Genomic DNA, 15255 nt, shown 5'->3' on the forward strand with positions numbered 1-15255 from the left:
ACGACCTCAACCCCCTGACCGTGCTCCGCGACCTCTTCGCCGGAAACCCCTGGCTGCCACCCGCTCACGCGTAATCAACGACCTGAGCAGTCACGTGGCGGAGAGGCTTCCCGTTCTCGCCTACGACAAGGAATGGGACCTTCGCGAATCCAAGCCCGGACGCCCCTACCCGCCGCGAGACAGCACGGTTGGCAATCTGGTGAGCACCCGACCGGTACGCTGGGCCGACAACGGTACGCACCCCGTATTCGCCGTGCGGCTCGCTTCGGGCCGCACAATCGAGGCGACGGCCAACCATCGTTGGGCTGTCCGAAGTCGCGAGGGTTCACGACGGCCGACCTGGAAGCCCACCGTCTTTCTGGAACCAGGGTGTGCGGTTCCCGCTCCGCTTACCGCTGACTTCTTCGGAACTCTCGGTGACGAGTGGGATGGCTGGTTCGTCGGATCGATGCTCGGCGACGGCAACATGACCGGCCGTACGCCAACGTGGGTCGGTCACGACGACGGAACGCTTCAACAAATTCGTGACTACGCTGCCAAGCATGGATGCCAGGCCAACGTGGAGGACAACGACACGTGGCTGCGTGTGCGCCTTGTAGACCCGGAATGGCATCGCAACGCTCTTCGCGATGTGTTAATTGAGCATCAGGTATGGCGACTCAAGGGAATTGATAAACGCATGGCCAACCTCCCCTACAGTCGCGAGTTCTTCTGCGGCCTGATTGCTGGACTAATCGACAGTGACGGCTCTGTGGAAGCGCGCCAGGTGGAATTTGCCAACACCTCTGAAGGTCTTGTGCGTCAACTTGGTGACGCATTACTGCGGCTTGGGGTCCAGAGCAGTATCAGCAGCAGGAAAAACAATCACAGTGAAAAGCCGCTGTGGCGGCTACGGGTGGCCGATGGCCGTTCCGTGAGTCGACTGAGTGAATTGGTGATGCTCCGTGCAGATCACAAAGCGGTCGCGCTGGCCTCATTGGCCATGCGAAAACGGGCGTCCCGCCGCTCCGCAACGGGAAAGCGTGGATACGCTGAGTCCATCATGTGGGACCGCGTCCTCTCGATCGTCCCGGCCGGATTGAAAAAGACCTATTGCGTCGAGGTGGGGCCGTCTCGCTTGTGGGTCGTGAATGGTGTTGTGACAGGAAGCTGCGCCCCCGGTCGTTAGGGGCAAATCGCTCGTACGCAGCCCTGTTGAACAAGGATCGCGACCAACACCTGACCGGTGCCCAGAGACGGCGTTGCTGACCACCGGATGTCGACACTGCGTGGGCCTCTCTTCCCTATAGGGGTTATTGGTATCTAACATTTCAGTTGTGGAGGCCATACGACCCGTCGAGCGCACCCTCCTCAGGGACCGCGCCTACGCATCCATCCGGGACGCCATCGTGGCCGGGGAGCTCGAACCCGGCGCCGTGGTGCGGGACGCCGAGCTCGCCGAGCGGCTCGGGCTGTCCCGGGCGCCGGTACGGCAGGCCTTCTCCCGGCTGGTCGACGAGGGGCTGCTGGAGAGCAAGCCGCAGAGCTACACGCGGGTCACCCCGCTCGTCACGGCAGAGGTGCGGGACGCCGCCGCCGTGGTCGGCGCCATGCACGAGCTGGCTACGCGGGTCGCTGTGCCCCGGCTGTTCGCCGCGGACGTCCAGGCGATGCGCGCGGCCAACGAGCGGTTCGCCGCGGCCGTCGGCTCGGGCGATGTCGACCGTGCCCTGCGCGCCGACGACGAACTCCACGACGTGCTGGTCCGCGTCGCCGGCAACCAGGCGGCAGCCGCCACCATCGCCCGCTACACCCCCCTCATCCGCCGGCTGGAGCGCCGCCGCTTCGGCGAGAGCACCTGCCGTTCGGCCGGCCTGCACGAGCAGCTGATCGACGCCTGCGCGCACGGCAACGTGGCGGAGGCGGTCCGCGTCACCGCGGAGATCTGGCGCACCCTCGCCGACGACCTCGCCGACGGCGACTGATCCCGACCCCGGGAGGACCCATGTCCCTTTCCTCGTACGAGCGTTACCCGCTCCTCTTCGGCCCCTCGCCGGTGCACCCGCTGGAGCGCCTGACCGCCCACCTCGGCGGCGCCTCCCTGTGGGCCAAGCGCGAGGACTGCAACTCCGGTGTCGCCTACGGCGGCAACAAGACCCGCAAGCTGGAGTACCTGGTCGCCGACGCGCTCGCCAAGGGCTGCGACACCCTCGTGTCGATCGGCGGAGTCCAGTCCAACCACACCCGCCAGGTCGCCGCCTGCGCGGCCCGCGCCGGGCTCAGGTGCGTCCTGATCCAGGAGAGCTGGGTGGAGTGGCCGGACTCCGTGTACGACAAGGTCGGCAACATCCTGATCAGCCGGCTCGCGGGGGCGGACGTACGGCTGGTGCGGGCCGGCTTCGGTATCGGGTTCAAGGACAGCTGGGAGCAGGCGCTCAGGGAGGTCGAGGAGTCGGGCGGGAAGCCGTACGCCATTCCGGCCGGGGCCTCCGACCACCCGCTCGGCGGCCTCGGCTTCGCCGGATGGGCGTACGAAGTCGCCGAGCAGGAGCGGGAGTTGGGGGTCTTCTTCGACACGGTGGTGGTGTGTTCCGTCACCGGCTCGACCCAGGCGGGCATGGTCGCCGGGTTCGCCGCCCTGGAGGAGGCGGGTGGACGTCCGCGCCGCGTCCTCGGCATCGACGCCTCGGCCAAGCCCGCCGCCACCCGGGAGCAGATCGCCCGGATCGCCCGCGGCACCGGCCAACTCATCGGCCTCAAGAGGGAGTTGACCGAGGCGGACGTCGAGCTGGACGAGCGGTACCACGCGGGGATCTACGGCATCCCCGACGAGACCACCCTGGCCGCAATGCGCCTCGCGGCCCGCACCGAGGGGATGGTCACCGACCCCGTGTACGAGGGGAAGTCGATGGCCGGGATGGTGGACCTGGTCGAGCGCGGGGAGATCGACCCGCAGTCGACGGTGCTCTACGCCCATCTGGGCGGGCAGCCCGCCCTCAACGCGTACAGCGCCCTGTTCTAGGCGGCTTCCCGCCGCTGCCCCGTGATCACGAACGCCGACACCAGCAGGGCGGCGAGCGCGATCAGCGCGCCGACGCCGAACGCGCGCGCCGACCCCTCGGTGAGGATCTCGGCCGGGGTGCCCGAGGCGTGCCGTGTCGCCGTGCCGAACACCGTGACCAGGACGGACAGTCCGAGGGTGCCGCCGAGCCACTGCAGGGTCTGCAGGAGCCCGGATGCGGCGCCCGCCTGACGCGCCTCGATACGGGCGAGGATCGTCGCGTTGAGCGGCATGAAGCTCAGGCCGACGCCGACGCCCATCAGCAGCAGAGGACCGAGCAGACCGGCCCGGTAGCCCTCGCCGGGTTCGAGTCGCCACAGCCAGGCGGCCGCGGCGACGAGCAGGGCCATACCGGTGAGCAGGACCGGCTTGGCGCCGAACCGGGCCAGCAGCCGCGGCACGAAGCGGACGGTGGTGAACATCGCCAGGGTCATCGGCAGGAAGGCGAATCCGGCGCGCAACGGGCTGTATTCCAGGACCTGTTGGCTGATCAGCGTGAGGAAGTAGAAGGCGCCGAACATGCCGGCCGGCAGCAGCAGCACGCCCGCGTAACCGCCCGCACGGTTGCGGTCCGAGAAGAGCCCGAGCGGCATGATCGGCTGGGCGGCCCGGGACTCGACGATCGTGAACCCGGCGAGCAGGGCGGCGGCCGTACTGAATCCGAGCAGCGCCTGGGTGTCGCTCCAGCCCGCCTCGGAGACCCGGATGAACGCGTACACGAGTGAGGTCATGCCCGCCGTGCCGGTCAGCGCGCCGCCCGCGTCGAACCGGCCCGCGTGGCGCGGGGTCTCGTCGACGAAGCGGGGCAGGGCCAGGGCCACCCCGATGCCTATGGGGACATTGATCAGCAGGGCCCAGCGCCAGGACGCCCAGGAGGTGAGCATGCCGCCGAGGACCAGTCCGATGGAGGCGCCGATGCCCGCCATGGAGGAGTAGATGCCGAGGGCATGGTGCCGGCGCGGGCCCTCCGGGAAGTTGGTGGTGATCAGGGCGAGGGTGCTGGGGGCGGTGAGCGCGGCACCCGCGCCCTGCAGCGCGCGGGCCGCGAGCAGCCAGGCGCTGTCGGTGGCGAGTCCGCCGAGCAGGGAGGAACCGGCGAAGAGCAGGACGCCGGTGGCCAGGGTGCGGCGACGGCCGACGATGTCCCCGACGCGTCCGCCGAGGAGCAGCAGACCGCCGAAGGCGAGGGTGTAGGCGTTGAGGACCCAGGACAGTCCGGTGCGGCTGAAGCCGAGGTCCTGCTGGATGTCGGGCAGGGCGACATTGACGACGGTGGAGTCGACGCCGACCATCAGGTAGGCGGTGACGATGACGAAGAGGACGGTGCCGAGCCTGGCGGGGTGTGGGGGTGCGGTGGGCGGTGCTTCGGTGGTGCTGGACGGGCCGGCCATGGAGTTCTCCCGTTCGATGTCCCCCGGATGGGATGTGCGCGGGCAGCACTGAGCAACGGAATGTGGGCAGGTGAGGACCCGCGGAGATAACCGGGGACTGTCTCCGTTTAGCTTTCGCTAAGATACGGAGAGTGTCCCCGGTTCGCAAGGAGTTTCTGAATGGCGCAGGTCAAGCCCATGCGAGCGGACGCCCGTCGCAACTATGAACGGCTGCTGAAGGTGGCGGCGGAGGCCTTCGCCGAGCACGGGGAGAACGCGTCCCTGGACGACATCGCCAAGCGGGCCGGCGTCGGGTCGGGCACGCTGTACCGGCACTTCCCGACGAGGCAGGCGCTGCTGGAGGCGGTGTACGTCGATGCCATCGAGGCGCTCGCGGCACGCGCCGACGACTTCGCGCGGGAACTGCCACCGGGCGAGGCGCTGGTGGAGTGGCTGAATGAACTCAGCGCCGGGATGATCCAGGTCAGGGGCCTCAAGTCCCTGCTCGGCTCGGCCGTCACGGACGGCAGCAATGCCGTGGTCACGGCCTGCGGCAACTCGGTGAAGGGCGCGGCAGAACGGCTGGTCGCGGCGGCGAAGCGGGACGGGGCCCTGCGCGAGGACGTCGAGCCGATCGAGATCCTGCGGCTGGCGCACGGTGTGGCCACGGCGTCCGAACTTGCGAACGGCGAGGGCACGTACATCCGCCGCTATCTGTCGCTGCTGACGGACGGTCTGCGTCCCGCAACCGAGGCGTGAACGCCGGGCGCCCCCTGGCCGGGGACGCCCATGGTCGTCGTACGACGAACTACAGCGCTTGCGCGGCCGGCTTCACCATGTTGCGGACCGTGCGGGCCTTCACGAACTCGCCCATGGCCGTCATTTCCCACTCGCCGGAGAACTGGCGGATCAGCTTCGCCATCATCACGCCGGTCTGAGGTTCGGCGTTGGTCAGGTCGAAGCGGACGAGTTCCTCGTCGGTGGTCGCGTCCAGGAGGCGGCAGTAGGCCTTGGCGACCTCGGTGAACTTCTGGCCGGAGAAGGAGTTCACCGTGAAGACCAGCCCGGTGGCCTCCTGCGGGATGCGGCCGAGGTCGACCACGATGACCTCGTCGTCGCCGCTGCCTTCGCCCGTGAGGTTGTCGCCGGAGTGCTTGATCGCGCCGTTGAGGATGGACAGCTTGCCGAAGTAGCAGCTGTCGATGTGGTTGCGCTGCGGGCCGTACGCGATGACCGACGCGTCCAGGTCGATGTCCTTGCCGCCGTAGGCGGGCTCCCAGCCGAGGCCCATCTTCACCTGGGACAGCAGCGGGCGGCCGCCCTTGACGAGGGAGACCGTCTGGTTCTTCTGGAGGTTGACCCGGCCCTTGTCGAGGTTGATCTTTCCGGTGCCCGGAGCGGGCGGGCCGGCCGCGGGGGCGGGCGTTGCCGGGGGAGGCGGCGGGGTGGTGGACAGGGGCGGGGCCGGCGGGGTCACCGGGGGCTGCATCGTGGGCGTCGGCGGGGCGACCGGCTGGGGCGGGGCGGCGGGCTCCTCGACCGTGACGCCGAAGTCGGTGGCGATGCCCGCCAGGCCGTTGGCGTAGCCCTGGCCGACCGCGCGGGCCTTCCACTGGCCGCCCCGCAGATAGATCTCGACGACCACCAGTGCCGTCTCGGTGCCGAGCTGCGGCGGTGTGAACGTGGCCAGGACGGCGTTGTCGTCCGCATTGCGGATCGTGGCCGTCGGTTCGATGCCCTGGAAGGTCTGGCCCTGGGCGTCCGGGCTTGCGGTGACCACGATCTTCTCGATGCCCGGAGGGACGGCGGCGGTGTCGACGACGACCGCGTCGGGCGCCGTGCCACCGCCCGACCGGTAGGTCACGCCCGGGCCCTGAGGCTGATTGAAGAAGATGAAGTCGTCGTCGGAGCGCACCTTGCCGTCGCCCGTGAGCAGCAGGCCCGATACGTCGAGCCGCACGGGGGCGGCGACGTCCACCGTCACGCGGGTGGTGGAGAGAGGGATGTTCGAGCCAGGGGTCATAGCTGTCATGCCGGGTGAACGAGCGAATCTGCTTTACCGTTCCCTTACTCTCCCGCCAATCGACCGCCCTTTTGACCTCGCCCCCGCCGGGGCTGAGTTCTTCAGCCCGTCCGGCGTTTGAGGACGAGGCCGTTCAGGCCGAACGGGGGTCTGGGGGCGGAGCCCCCCGGGTCGGGACGGGTAGGGGCGGCGGGGGCGAAAAACCTACGGAACCACCACGATCTTGCGGCCCACCCCCGCCGCGAACTGCCCCAGCGCCTCCGGATACCGCTCCAGCGGAATCCGGTCGCTGATGAAGATCTCGGGATCCAGGACCCCGTTCGCGAACAGCTCCGCCGCTCGTTCGAAGCTGTGGAGGACGGCCATGGAGCCGGTGATCGTGACCTCGCTGTTATAGATGCGGTACGGATCGATCGTCACTCGCGTCGCATAGTCCGCCACCCCGAACTGCAGAAACGTCCCCGCCTTCGCCACCCGCCCCAGCCCGTCCTGGATCGCGGCCGCGTTCCCGGTGGCGTCCACCACGACGTCCCAGCCCTGCGGCCGGTCCAGCTCGTCCGCGTTCGAAGCCGACGCCGACACACCCAGCCGTACCGCCGTCTCCAGCCGCGCCGGGTTAAGGTCGACGACGTCCACGCTCGCCGCCCCGGTGCGCTTGGCGAGCTCCAGCATCATCAGGCCCATCGTCCCGGAGCCGTAGATCAGGACGTGTGCGCCCAGGCGTGACTGCAGCACGTCGTAGCCGCGGACGGCACAGGAAAGGGGCTCCACCAGGGCCGCGTCCTCGGTGCGTACGTGCTCGGGCAGTTTCACGCAGTTCGCCACGGGCGCCACCGCGAACTGCGCCGCGCCTCCGGCCGTCGTGACACCGATCGCGGCCCAGCGTTCGCAGAGGTTGTTGTGACCGGTCCGGCAGTAGCGGCACTCGTAGCAGTAGAGAGACGGGTCGACCGCCACCCGGTCGCCGACCGCGACCTCCGTGACCTGGGTGCCCACCCCGACGACCCGGCCCGCGAACTCGTGTCCGGGCACGATCGGCAGCTTGGGCGCGAATTCACCCTGGAGGATGTGCAGGTCCGTGCCGCACAGGCCGCAGGCGGCGACCTCGACGACGACCTCGCGCGGGCCGGGTGTCGGGTCGGGGACCTCGGTGACGACGGCGCGGCCCACGGACTCGATGACGGCGGCCTTCATTTGACGGCTCCCAGTGACAGGCCCTGGACCAGCTTGTCCTGGGCGGCGAACCCCGCGGCGAGCACCGGCAGGGAGATGACGAGCGACGCGGCGCACACCTTCGCCAGGAACAGGCCCTGGCTGGTGATGAAGCCGGTCAGGAAGACGGGGGCCGTCTCGGCCACCACGCCGGTCAGGACTCGGGCGAAGAGAAGTTCGTTCCAGCTGAAGATGAAGCAGATCAGGGCCGTTGCGGCGATGCCGGGCAGGGCGATGGGGGTCACCACGCGCGCGAGGATCGTCGGCAGCCGGGCGCCGTCGATCTGCGCCGCCTCGATCACCGCCACCGGCACCTCGGCGAGGAAGGACTGCATCATCCACACCGCGATCGGCAGGTTCATGGAGGTGTAGAGGATGACCAGCAGCCAGATGTTGTCCAGCATCTCGGTGTTCTTGGCGAACAGATAGATCGGGAGCAGGCCCGCCACGATCGGCAGCATCTTCGTGGACAGGAAGAAGAACAGGACGTCCGTCCACTTCTTCACCGGGCGGATGGAGAGGGCGTACGCGGCCGGGAGGGCCAGCAGCAGGACCAGGACCGTCGAACCCACCGACGCCACCGCGGAGTTGACCAGCGCCGGCCAGGGGCTCGCGCCGCCGCCCGTGCCGAAGAACTCGCGGTAGCCGTCGAGGGTGAGGGCGGCGCCGAAGGACGGCGGGTTGGTGGCCGCGTCCGACTCCGAGTGGAAGGACGTCAGCGCCATCCAGGCGATGGGCAGGAAGAAGACGACGCCGAGCAGCCAGGCCACCAGGCCCAGGCCGGCTCCCTTGCGGCGGGGGCTCGTTCGTACGGCGACCGTGCTCATGCGCGGGACACCTCCTCGCGGAACAGGGACGACACGACGCGCAGGGCGAAGGTCGCGATGATGATCGAGCCGATGACCACCAGTACGCCAGCGGCCGAGGCGAGGCCGTTCTCGTGGGCCTGGTAGAAGCTCTGGTAGACGGTGTAGGGAAGGTTGGCGGTGCCCAGGCCGCCCGAGGTGATGGTGAAGACCGCGTCGAAGTTCTGGACGATGTAGATCGAGCCGAGCAGGGCGCCCAGCTCCAGATACCTGCGCAGGTGCGGGAGCGTGAGGTGGCGGAAGATCTGCCAGTCGCTCGCGCCGTCCACGCGTGCGGCTTCGAGCTGCTGGCTGTCGCGGCTCTGCAGGCCTGCCAGGAGGATCAGCATCATGAACGGCGTCCACTGCCAGATCAGCGATGCCTCGACGGCGAGCAGCGGGGTGTTGGACATCCAGTCCGGCTGCGGGCCGCCCACGTAGTGCAGCAGGCCGTTGAGCAGGCCGTATTCGGGGTTGTAGAGGACGTGCTTCCACAGCAGGGCCGCGGCGACCGGGACCACCAGGAAGGGGGCGATCAGCAGGGTGCGGACCACTCCTCGGCCCCGGAACCTCCGGTCGAGGAGCAGGGCCAGCACCAGGCCCAGCACCAGGCTGACCAGGACCACCGTCACCGTCAGCAGGATCGTCGTCCACACCGAGTGGCGCAGGTCGGCGTCGGTCAGGACCTGCTGGTAGTTGTCGAAGCCGGTGAAGCGGCGGGCCTTGGGATACAGGGCGTTCCAGTCGAAGAACGAGATCACCAGGGTGGCCACGAACGGCAGCTGTGTCACCACGATCATGAAGACCAGGGCGGGCAGCAGCGGGGCCCGGGTGGACCAGGCCTTCAGCCGGGCGGAGGGCCGGCGTGTGCTGCGTACGGGAGTTGCGGCCAGGGGAGCCGTTGTCGTGGCGGTCATCGTCCCTCGTACTCCTTCGAGATCTTCTCGGCGAGCTGCTGGGACTTCCTCAGCGCCGAGTCGACCGACTGCCGTCCTGCGATGGCTGCGCTGATCTCCTGGGAGACCTTGGTGCCGAGATCGGTGAACTCGGGGATGCCGACGAACTGGATGCCAGGCGCGGGGCGCGGCTGCACTCCCGGGTTGTCGGGCCTCGCGCCCTCGATGGCCTGCCTGGTCATCTCCTGGAAGGCGCCTGCCTCCTTGCGGTAGTCGGCGTTGGTGTACGTCGACGCGCGCTTGCCGGCGGGGACGTCGGACCAGCCGCTGGTGTCGCCGACCAGCTGCTCGTACTGCTTGCTGGACGCCCAGGACACGAACTTCCAGGCCTTGTCGGGGTTGCGGGAGGCCTTCTGGATGCCCCATGCCCAGGTGTAGAGCCAGCCGGAGGAGTCGGTCTTCTCGACGGGGGCGGGGGCGTAGCCGAGCTTGCCCTTGACGGGGGAGCCCTTCGCCTCCAGGGATCCGGCCGCGGAGGTGGCGTCGTACCACATGGCGACCTTGCCCTGGGTCATGTTGTTGAGGCACTCGGCGAAGCCCGACTGGGCGGCACCGGACTCGCCGTGCTTGCGTACCAGGTCGACGTAGAACTTCGTCGCCTTCTCGAAGGCGGGGGAGTCGAGTTCGGCCTTCCAGTTCTTGTCGAACCAGGTGCCGCCGAAGGTGTTCACGACGGTGGTGAGCGGTGCCATCAGTTCGCCCCAGCCGGGCAGGCCGCGCAGACAGATGCCGCGCATCCCGGACCTCGCCCCGTCGACCTCGGCGGCGAGCTTGGCCACCTGGTCCCAGGTGGGGTGGGCCGGCATCGTCAGGCCCTTCTCGGCGAAGATGTCCTTGCGGTACATCAGGAAGGACGACTCTCCGTAGAAGGGCTGACCGTAGAGCTTTCCGTCGTCGGCGGTCAGCGACTGCCGCATCGGCTTCAGGACGTCCTGCTCGTCGTAGCCGGGGTCCTTGGCGACATACGAGTTCATCTCGTGCAGCCAGCTGTTCTTGGCGTAGATCGGTATCTCGTAGTTGCTGAGCGTCGCCACGTCGTACTGGCCCGCCTGGTTGGCGAAGTCCTGGCTGATCTTGTCGCGGACGTCGTTCTCCGGCAGCACGGTGAAGTTCACCTTGATGCCGGTCTCCTTGGTGAAGTGCGCGGCGGTGAGTTTCTGCAGCTCCACCATCTGCGGGTTGTTGACCATCAGGACGTTGACGGAGTTGCCGCCGGAACCGGACCCGCCCGCCCCGACCCAACAGCCGGAGAGCAGCGGGGCGAGCAGCGTCCCTGCGGCGGCCATGGCGAGCGTTGCTCGCGGTGGCCGTCGTCGGCTCTGGGTGCGCATGGATCGCTCCTGAACATATGGGGAGATAAGGGGCGGTTGCGGGCGTGGGAGTGCCCTGGGGGAAGGTGAGTTGGGCTTTCAGACGTGCGACGTGCGGGCGCGGACGGGTTCTCTAGACGCGGATGACCTGCGGGCCCAGCAGTGAGTAGCGATGGGCCTCGGCCGAGGGGAGCAGGGTGCTCGTGACGATCGTCTCCAGTGCGCCGATCTCCGCGAACCGGCAGAAGCTGACCGCCCCGAACTTGGTGTGCACACCCGCGAACACCGTGCGGCGCGCGGCCCGGATGGCCTGCGCCTTGACCTCGCCGACCGCGGGGTCGGGGGTGGTCAGGCCGTGCTCGCGGGAGATGCCGTTGGCGCCGATGAAGGCGAGGTCGAGGACGAAACCGGCCAGCATCTTCGTCGTCCAGTGGTCGACGGTGGCCAGGGTCCCGGAGCGGACCCGGCCGCCGAGCAGCAGGACGGAGATGGCGTCGGCCTCGGCGAGTGCGCCCGCGACCGGCAGGGATGCGGTGACCACGGTCAGCGGCCGGTCCCTGGGCAGCGCCTCGGCGATGAGCTGCGGGGTGAAGCCCTCGTCGACGAAGACCGTCTCGGCGTCCCCGAGCAGTTCGGCCGCGGCGGTGGCGATCCGGCGCTTCTCGGGTACGTGGCTGGTGGCGCGGAACTCGAGCGTCGTCTCGAAGCCCGCACTCTCCACGGGGTAGGCGCCGCCGTGGGTGCGGCGGACGAGGCCGTGGTCCTCCAGGGCGCGCAGATCCCGCCGTACGGTTTCCTTGGCCACGCCCAGTGCGGTGGCGAGCGCGGTGACGTCCACCGAGCCGGTGGCGCGCGCGGTCCGCACGATCTCCCGCTGGCGCTCCTCTGCGGTCTTCGCAGTGTTCGCCGTCATCGCCGTCACCTGCCCTCGTGCCGTGCTGCCCGTTCGGGCCCGGTGGGGCCCTCGCAGGAAGTTCTACCCCCGGCGTGCGGCACTGACCAGGCCTGTTGCAGGGCCGATGCTGCCCGTATGTGCCCGTTTGCCGAGCGGAGTGCCCGCCTCGGACCTGCGGGGCTGTGGGTGGGGGCGTGGGATCGGGCAGGCGTGGTGACCGAATGCGGGGGCGGGCGGGCCCGTTCCGTGCCCGGGCGCCCCCGCGGCCCCGTGGGGGCGCTGTCAGTACGGCCAGATCGGCGGGTCGCTCACGAAGTGGCCGCCCAGGTAGGCGTGGGCGATGTTGTCGGGGTCCAGTTCGCCCTGGTCGGCGATCAGCTTTTCCGCGTACGGCTCGGAGTCGTCCTGCGGCTCGTAGCCGAGCGCCCGTGCCGTGGACAGGTCCCACCACAGGCGTGTGTTGGCCGAGGAGCCGTAGACGACGGTGTGGCCGACGTTCTCGGCGGTCAGGGCCGCGTGGAAGAGGCGGGCGCCGTCGGCCGGGCTCAGCCAGATGGACAGCATGCGCACGCTGGTGGGCTCGGGGAAGCAGGAGCCGATGCGTACCGAGACCGTCTCCAGGCCGTGTTTGTCCCAGTAGAGCTGCGCGAGGTCCTCGCCGAAGGACTTGGACAGGCCGTAGAAGGTGTCCGGGCGGCGCGGGGTGTCGATGGGGATCAGCGGGTCGTTCGCCTGGGGGCGCGGGGTGAAGCCCACCGCATGGTTGGAGGAGGCGAAGACGATACGGCCCACGCCCTCCTCGCGCGCGGCCTCGTACAGGTTGTACATGCCCTCGATGTTCGCCGCGAGGATCTTCTCGAAGGGGGCTTCCAGGGAGATGCCGGCCAGGTGGATGATCGCGTCGACGCCCCGCACGGCCTCGCGCAGGGCCTTCTTGTCGGCGAGATCCGCGGTGACGGCGTCCGGGTCGCCCTCGATCGGGCGTATGTCGAGGAGGCGCAGTTCGTAGCCGAAGGCCGGCAGCAGGTTCCGCATCAGGGTGCCGAGCCCGCCTGCGGCGCCGGTGAGCAGAACGGTGCGGGGGGCTGGCATCCTCGCTTCTCCTTCGGTTGGCGGGGCGCATGCGTGCACGCTATTCACATCCATGGACACGCTAGGGAGCCGCGCCGTACCCCGTCAAGTGCTCTGCGAAATGGGGAAATCCGCTGATGTGATGCTGCCGGGCGCGCTTGACCGGTCATAAAGGGGCACCTTAGCGTGGTGGCGTTCAGAAATGTAGACACAGATCATGACCGTGGAATCAGCATCGGAATCGGGAGTGCCCGTGACGTCAGTCCCTCTTGCCGCTCGACTCGGCATCCCCAGCGGGCCGCTGTTCTTCCCGGTCACCGCCTACGGCCCCGACGGCTCGGTCGACCTCGACGTGTACCGCGCGCATGTGCGCCGCGGGGTCGAGGGCGGGGCCGCTGCGGTCTTCGCGTGCTGCGGCACCGGCGAGTTCCATGCGCTCACGCCCGAGGAGTTCGAGGCGTGCGTGCGGGTGGCGGTGGAGGCGGCGGACGGCCGGGTGCCGGTGGTGGCCGGCGCGGGGTACGGCACCGCGCTCGCCGTCCGGTACGCGCGCGTGGCGGAGGCCGCGGAGGCGGACGGGCTGCTCGCCATGCCGCCGTACCTCGTGCTCGCCGGTCAGGAGGGGCTGCTGCGGCACTACCGGGAGGTGGCCGCAGCGACCGCACTGCCCGTGATCGTCTACCAGCGTGACAACGCCGTGTTCACCCCGGAGTCCGTCGTCGAACTGGCCCGCACGGACGGGATCATCGGCTTCAAGGACGGCCTCGGCGACCTGGACCTCATGCAGCGCATCGTCAGCGCCGTGCGCAGCGAGGTCCCCGGGGACTTCCTCTACTTCAACGGCCTGCCGACCGCCGAGCAGACCCAGCTCGCCTACCGGGCCATCGGCGTCCCGCTCTACTCCTCCGCCGTCTTCTGCTTCGCCCCGGAGATCGCGCTCGCCTTCCACCGGGCGCTGGAGTCCGGTGACATCGCCACCGCGCACCGGCTCCTCGACGGCTTCTACCGACCGTTCGTCGAACTGCGCGCACAGGGGCGCGGTTACGCCGTCGCTCTGGTCAAGGCGGGCGTACGGCTGCGTGGGCTCGACGTCGGGGAGGTCCGGCCGCCGCTGCACGAGCCCACCGAGGATCATGTCAAGCAACTCGCCGAGCTGATCGAGCGTGGGTATGCGCTGTTGGAAGAGAACAAGTGAAGGCGGAGAGCAAGTGAAGGCGTCGACTTTCGTCTACCCCTGGGACGTCAACGGGGACCCGGCGGCCGCGGGTCGCATCGCCGAGCTGGGTGTGCAGCAGGTGACGCTGGCCTCCGCATACCACTCCACGCGGGCGCTGACGCCCCGCCACCCGCGCCACCGCATCGTCACCGCCGAGCACGCGGCGGTGCTGTATCCCACCGACGGCCGCTGGGAAGGGCGTGCGCTGCGCCCCTACCCGGCCGGGGACTGGGCGCCCGGAGACGCCTACGGCGAGGCGGCCGCGGCCCTCGCGGACGCCGGCCTGGAGGTGCACACCTGGGTCGTCCTCGCCCACAACTCCCGCCTGGGCGCCGAGCACCCGGACACCTCCGTCGTCAACGCCTACGGCGACCGCTACCCGTGGGCCCCCTGCATCGCGCAGCCCGCCACGCGCGCGTACCTCGTCGACCTGGCCGTCGAGGCGGCCGTACGACCGGGAGCGCACGGTACCGAACTGGAGTCCCTCGGCTGGTACGGCCTCCAGCATCTGCACGCGCACGACAAGACCGGCGGGGTGGGCCTCGGCGACGCCGGGATGTACCTGATGGCCCTCTGCTTCTGCACTTCTTGCCGCGAGGGCTACGGCGAACAGGGCCTGGAGGCCGACGAGTTGGCAGCCGCCGTACGCAACGCTCTGGAGCCGCTGTGGCAGCGTGCGCCCGATGACGGCGGATGGGCCGGAGTCGAGAAGCTGCTCGGCGAGGCGAAGGCGGCCGCCACGCGCGCGTGGCGCGACGAAACCGCCCGCACGCTCCAGGAGACCGCGGTCCGGGCGGTGCGCGCGGCGGCCCCCGAGGCCTTCCAGGTCCTGCTGCACGCCGACCCCGTGACGTACCACGTCGGCGCCAATCCCGGCGTGGACCCCGCCCACGTCCTCTCCGTCGCGAACGGCGTGGTCGTACCGTGTACGGGCGGCCCGGACCTGCTGACACCCTTCGCCGAGCACGGCCGGGAAGGGGCCGTCATCGCCGCCAACTTCCCCGTGGTCTCGGGGATGGGCGGCAGCCCGGCCACGCTGGCCGCGGACGCGGCGCAGGCCGAGGCCCGGGGAGCGACCGAACTACGACTGTATCACGCGGGGTTGGCGTCGGACGGCGACTTGGAGGCGGTACGGTCGGCGCTTGCCGGGCTCTGAGGGGGCCGGGCGACGGTGGGCGGCAGGGCTGTGCCACGGGCCTGCCGGCACTTTCCGCCGGGCCGGACGCCTTGGCCGCGGATGCGGCCCGGGAAGGGCGCCGGGGCGGCCGAATTGCGGCTGCATCGCACGGGGTTGGCGAGGCGGTGTGCTCGGTGCTT

14 protein-coding genes are annotated in these 15255 nt (G+C 69.6%); 6 read left to right on the forward strand and 8 right to left on the reverse strand.

The genetic code is table 11. The features are described from left to right. Positions 1-94 precede the first annotated feature (94 nt). The 3 genes from AB0N07_RS19810 (at position 95) to AB0N07_RS19820 (ending at position 3001) form a co-directional block, all read left to right on the forward strand. Positions 95-1168, forward strand: a complete 1074-nt coding sequence (locus AB0N07_RS19810; protein ID WP_365836664.1) for an LAGLIDADG family homing endonuclease — start codon at positions 95-97, stop codon at positions 1166-1168. Positions 1169-1316: 148 nt separating this feature from the next. After that, entirely contained in the window at positions 1317-1964 is a 648-nt protein-coding gene (locus tag AB0N07_RS19815) for a GntR family transcriptional regulator (protein ID WP_365836666.1), read from the forward strand. Positions 1965-1984: 20 nt separating this feature from the next. After that, positions 1985-3001 carry a 1-aminocyclopropane-1-carboxylate deaminase gene (locus AB0N07_RS19820; RefSeq protein WP_365836668.1) on the forward strand — a complete coding sequence of 339 codons (1017 nt, stop codon included), beginning with the start codon at positions 1985-1987 and terminating at the stop codon, positions 2999-3001. Here AB0N07_RS19820 and AB0N07_RS19825 read toward each other — a convergent pair. Then, positions 2998-4431, reverse strand: coding sequence for an MFS transporter (locus AB0N07_RS19825; protein WP_365836670.1), 1434 nt, complete (start codon positions 4429-4431; stop codon positions 2998-3000). The two genes, AB0N07_RS19820 and AB0N07_RS19825, sit on opposite strands and share 4 nt — an antisense overlap. Positions 4432-4590: 159 nt before the next feature. Between AB0N07_RS19825 and AB0N07_RS19830 the strand changes: the two genes are divergently transcribed. Then, positions 4591-5169 carry a helix-turn-helix domain-containing protein gene (locus AB0N07_RS19830; protein WP_365836672.1) on the forward strand — a complete coding sequence of 193 codons (579 nt, stop codon included), beginning with the start codon at positions 4591-4593 and terminating at the stop codon, positions 5167-5169. Between the two features lie 49 nt (positions 5170-5218). On the opposite strand, the gene AB0N07_RS19835 is transcribed toward AB0N07_RS19830, so the two are convergent. From AB0N07_RS19835 to AB0N07_RS19865, 7 genes are all read right to left on the reverse strand, one after another. Then, positions 5219-6433, reverse strand: coding sequence for a TerD family protein (locus tag AB0N07_RS19835; protein WP_365836674.1), 1215 nt, complete (start codon positions 6431-6433; stop codon positions 5219-5221). Between the two features lie 204 nt (positions 6434-6637). Next, on the reverse strand, positions 6638-7627 hold the full coding sequence (locus AB0N07_RS19840; RefSeq protein ID WP_365836676.1) for a zinc-dependent alcohol dehydrogenase family protein: 990 nt from the start codon (positions 7625-7627) through the stop codon (positions 6638-6640). Continuing rightward, positions 7624-8472, reverse strand: a complete 849-nt coding sequence (locus AB0N07_RS19845) for a carbohydrate ABC transporter permease (protein WP_365836678.1) — start codon at positions 8470-8472, stop codon at positions 7624-7626. Before AB0N07_RS19845 ends, AB0N07_RS19840 begins: the two co-directional genes overlap by 4 nt. Next, positions 8469-9407, reverse strand: coding sequence for a sugar ABC transporter permease (locus tag AB0N07_RS19850; RefSeq protein ID WP_365836679.1), 939 nt, complete (start codon positions 9405-9407; stop codon positions 8469-8471). Before AB0N07_RS19850 ends, AB0N07_RS19845 begins: the two co-directional genes overlap by 4 nt. Further along, positions 9404-10777, reverse strand: a complete 1374-nt coding sequence (locus AB0N07_RS19855) for a sugar ABC transporter substrate-binding protein (protein ID WP_365836681.1) — start codon at positions 10775-10777, stop codon at positions 9404-9406. Before AB0N07_RS19855 ends, AB0N07_RS19850 begins: the two co-directional genes overlap by 4 nt. A 112-nt stretch (positions 10778-10889) precedes the next feature. Then, on the reverse strand, positions 10890-11669 hold the full coding sequence (locus AB0N07_RS19860; RefSeq protein WP_365836683.1) for a DeoR/GlpR family DNA-binding transcription regulator: 780 nt from the start codon (positions 11667-11669) through the stop codon (positions 10890-10892). A 264-nt stretch (positions 11670-11933) separates the two neighbouring features. Further along, positions 11934-12743, reverse strand: a complete 810-nt coding sequence (locus AB0N07_RS19865) for an NAD(P)-dependent oxidoreductase (RefSeq protein WP_365836685.1) — start codon at positions 12741-12743, stop codon at positions 11934-11936. 232 nt (positions 12744-12975) lie between these two features. Between AB0N07_RS19865 and AB0N07_RS19870 the strand changes: the two genes are divergently transcribed. Both AB0N07_RS19870 and AB0N07_RS19875 read left to right on the forward strand, forming a co-directional pair. Next, complete coding sequence (locus AB0N07_RS19870; RefSeq protein ID WP_365836687.1) at positions 12976-13917, forward strand: 5-dehydro-4-deoxyglucarate dehydratase; 942 nt, start codon at positions 12976-12978, stop codon at positions 13915-13917. 13 nt (positions 13918-13930) lie between these two features. Further along, positions 13931-15094, forward strand: coding sequence for a hypothetical protein (locus tag AB0N07_RS19875; protein ID WP_365836689.1), 1164 nt, complete (start codon positions 13931-13933; stop codon positions 15092-15094). Positions 15095-15255: the final 161 nt, after the last annotated feature.

The organism is Streptomyces sp. NPDC051172, from assembly GCF_040682555.1.
Taxonomy (GTDB): domain Bacteria; phylum Actinomycetota; class Actinomycetes; order Streptomycetales; family Streptomycetaceae; genus Streptomyces.

Bases quoted from the DNA above. Each gene is read 5' to 3' on its own strand.
- AB0N07_RS19835 (WP_365836674.1), bottom strand. From the start codon at position 6,433: ATGACCCCTGGCTCGAACATCCCTCTCTCCACCACCCGCGTGACGGTG.
- AB0N07_RS19840 (WP_365836676.1), bottom strand. From the start codon at position 7,627: ATGAAGGCCGCCGTCATCGAGTCCGTGGGCCGCGCCGTCGTCACCGAG.
- AB0N07_RS19850 (WP_365836679.1), bottom strand. From the start codon at position 9,407: ATGACCGCCACGACAACGGCTCCCCTGGCCGCAACTCCCGTACGCAGC.
- AB0N07_RS19820 (WP_365836668.1), top strand. From the start codon at position 1,985: ATGTCCCTTTCCTCGTACGAGCGTTACCCGCTCCTCTTCGGCCCCTCG.
- AB0N07_RS19860 (WP_365836683.1), bottom strand. From the start codon at position 11,669: ATGACGGCGAACACTGCGAAGACCGCAGAGGAGCGCCAGCGGGAGATC.
- AB0N07_RS19825 (WP_365836670.1), bottom strand. From the start codon at position 4,431: ATGGCCGGCCCGTCCAGCACCACCGAAGCACCGCCCACCGCACCCCCA.
- AB0N07_RS19865 (WP_365836685.1), bottom strand. From the start codon at position 12,743: ATGCCAGCCCCCCGCACCGTTCTGCTCACCGGCGCCGCAGGCGGGCTC.
- AB0N07_RS19855 (WP_365836681.1), bottom strand. From the start codon at position 10,777: ATGCGCACCCAGAGCCGACGACGGCCACCGCGAGCAACGCTCGCCATG.
- AB0N07_RS19830 (WP_365836672.1), top strand. From the start codon at position 4,591: ATGGCGCAGGTCAAGCCCATGCGAGCGGACGCCCGTCGCAACTATGAA.
- AB0N07_RS19845 (WP_365836678.1), bottom strand. From the start codon at position 8,472: ATGAGCACGGTCGCCGTACGAACGAGCCCCCGCCGCAAGGGAGCCGGC.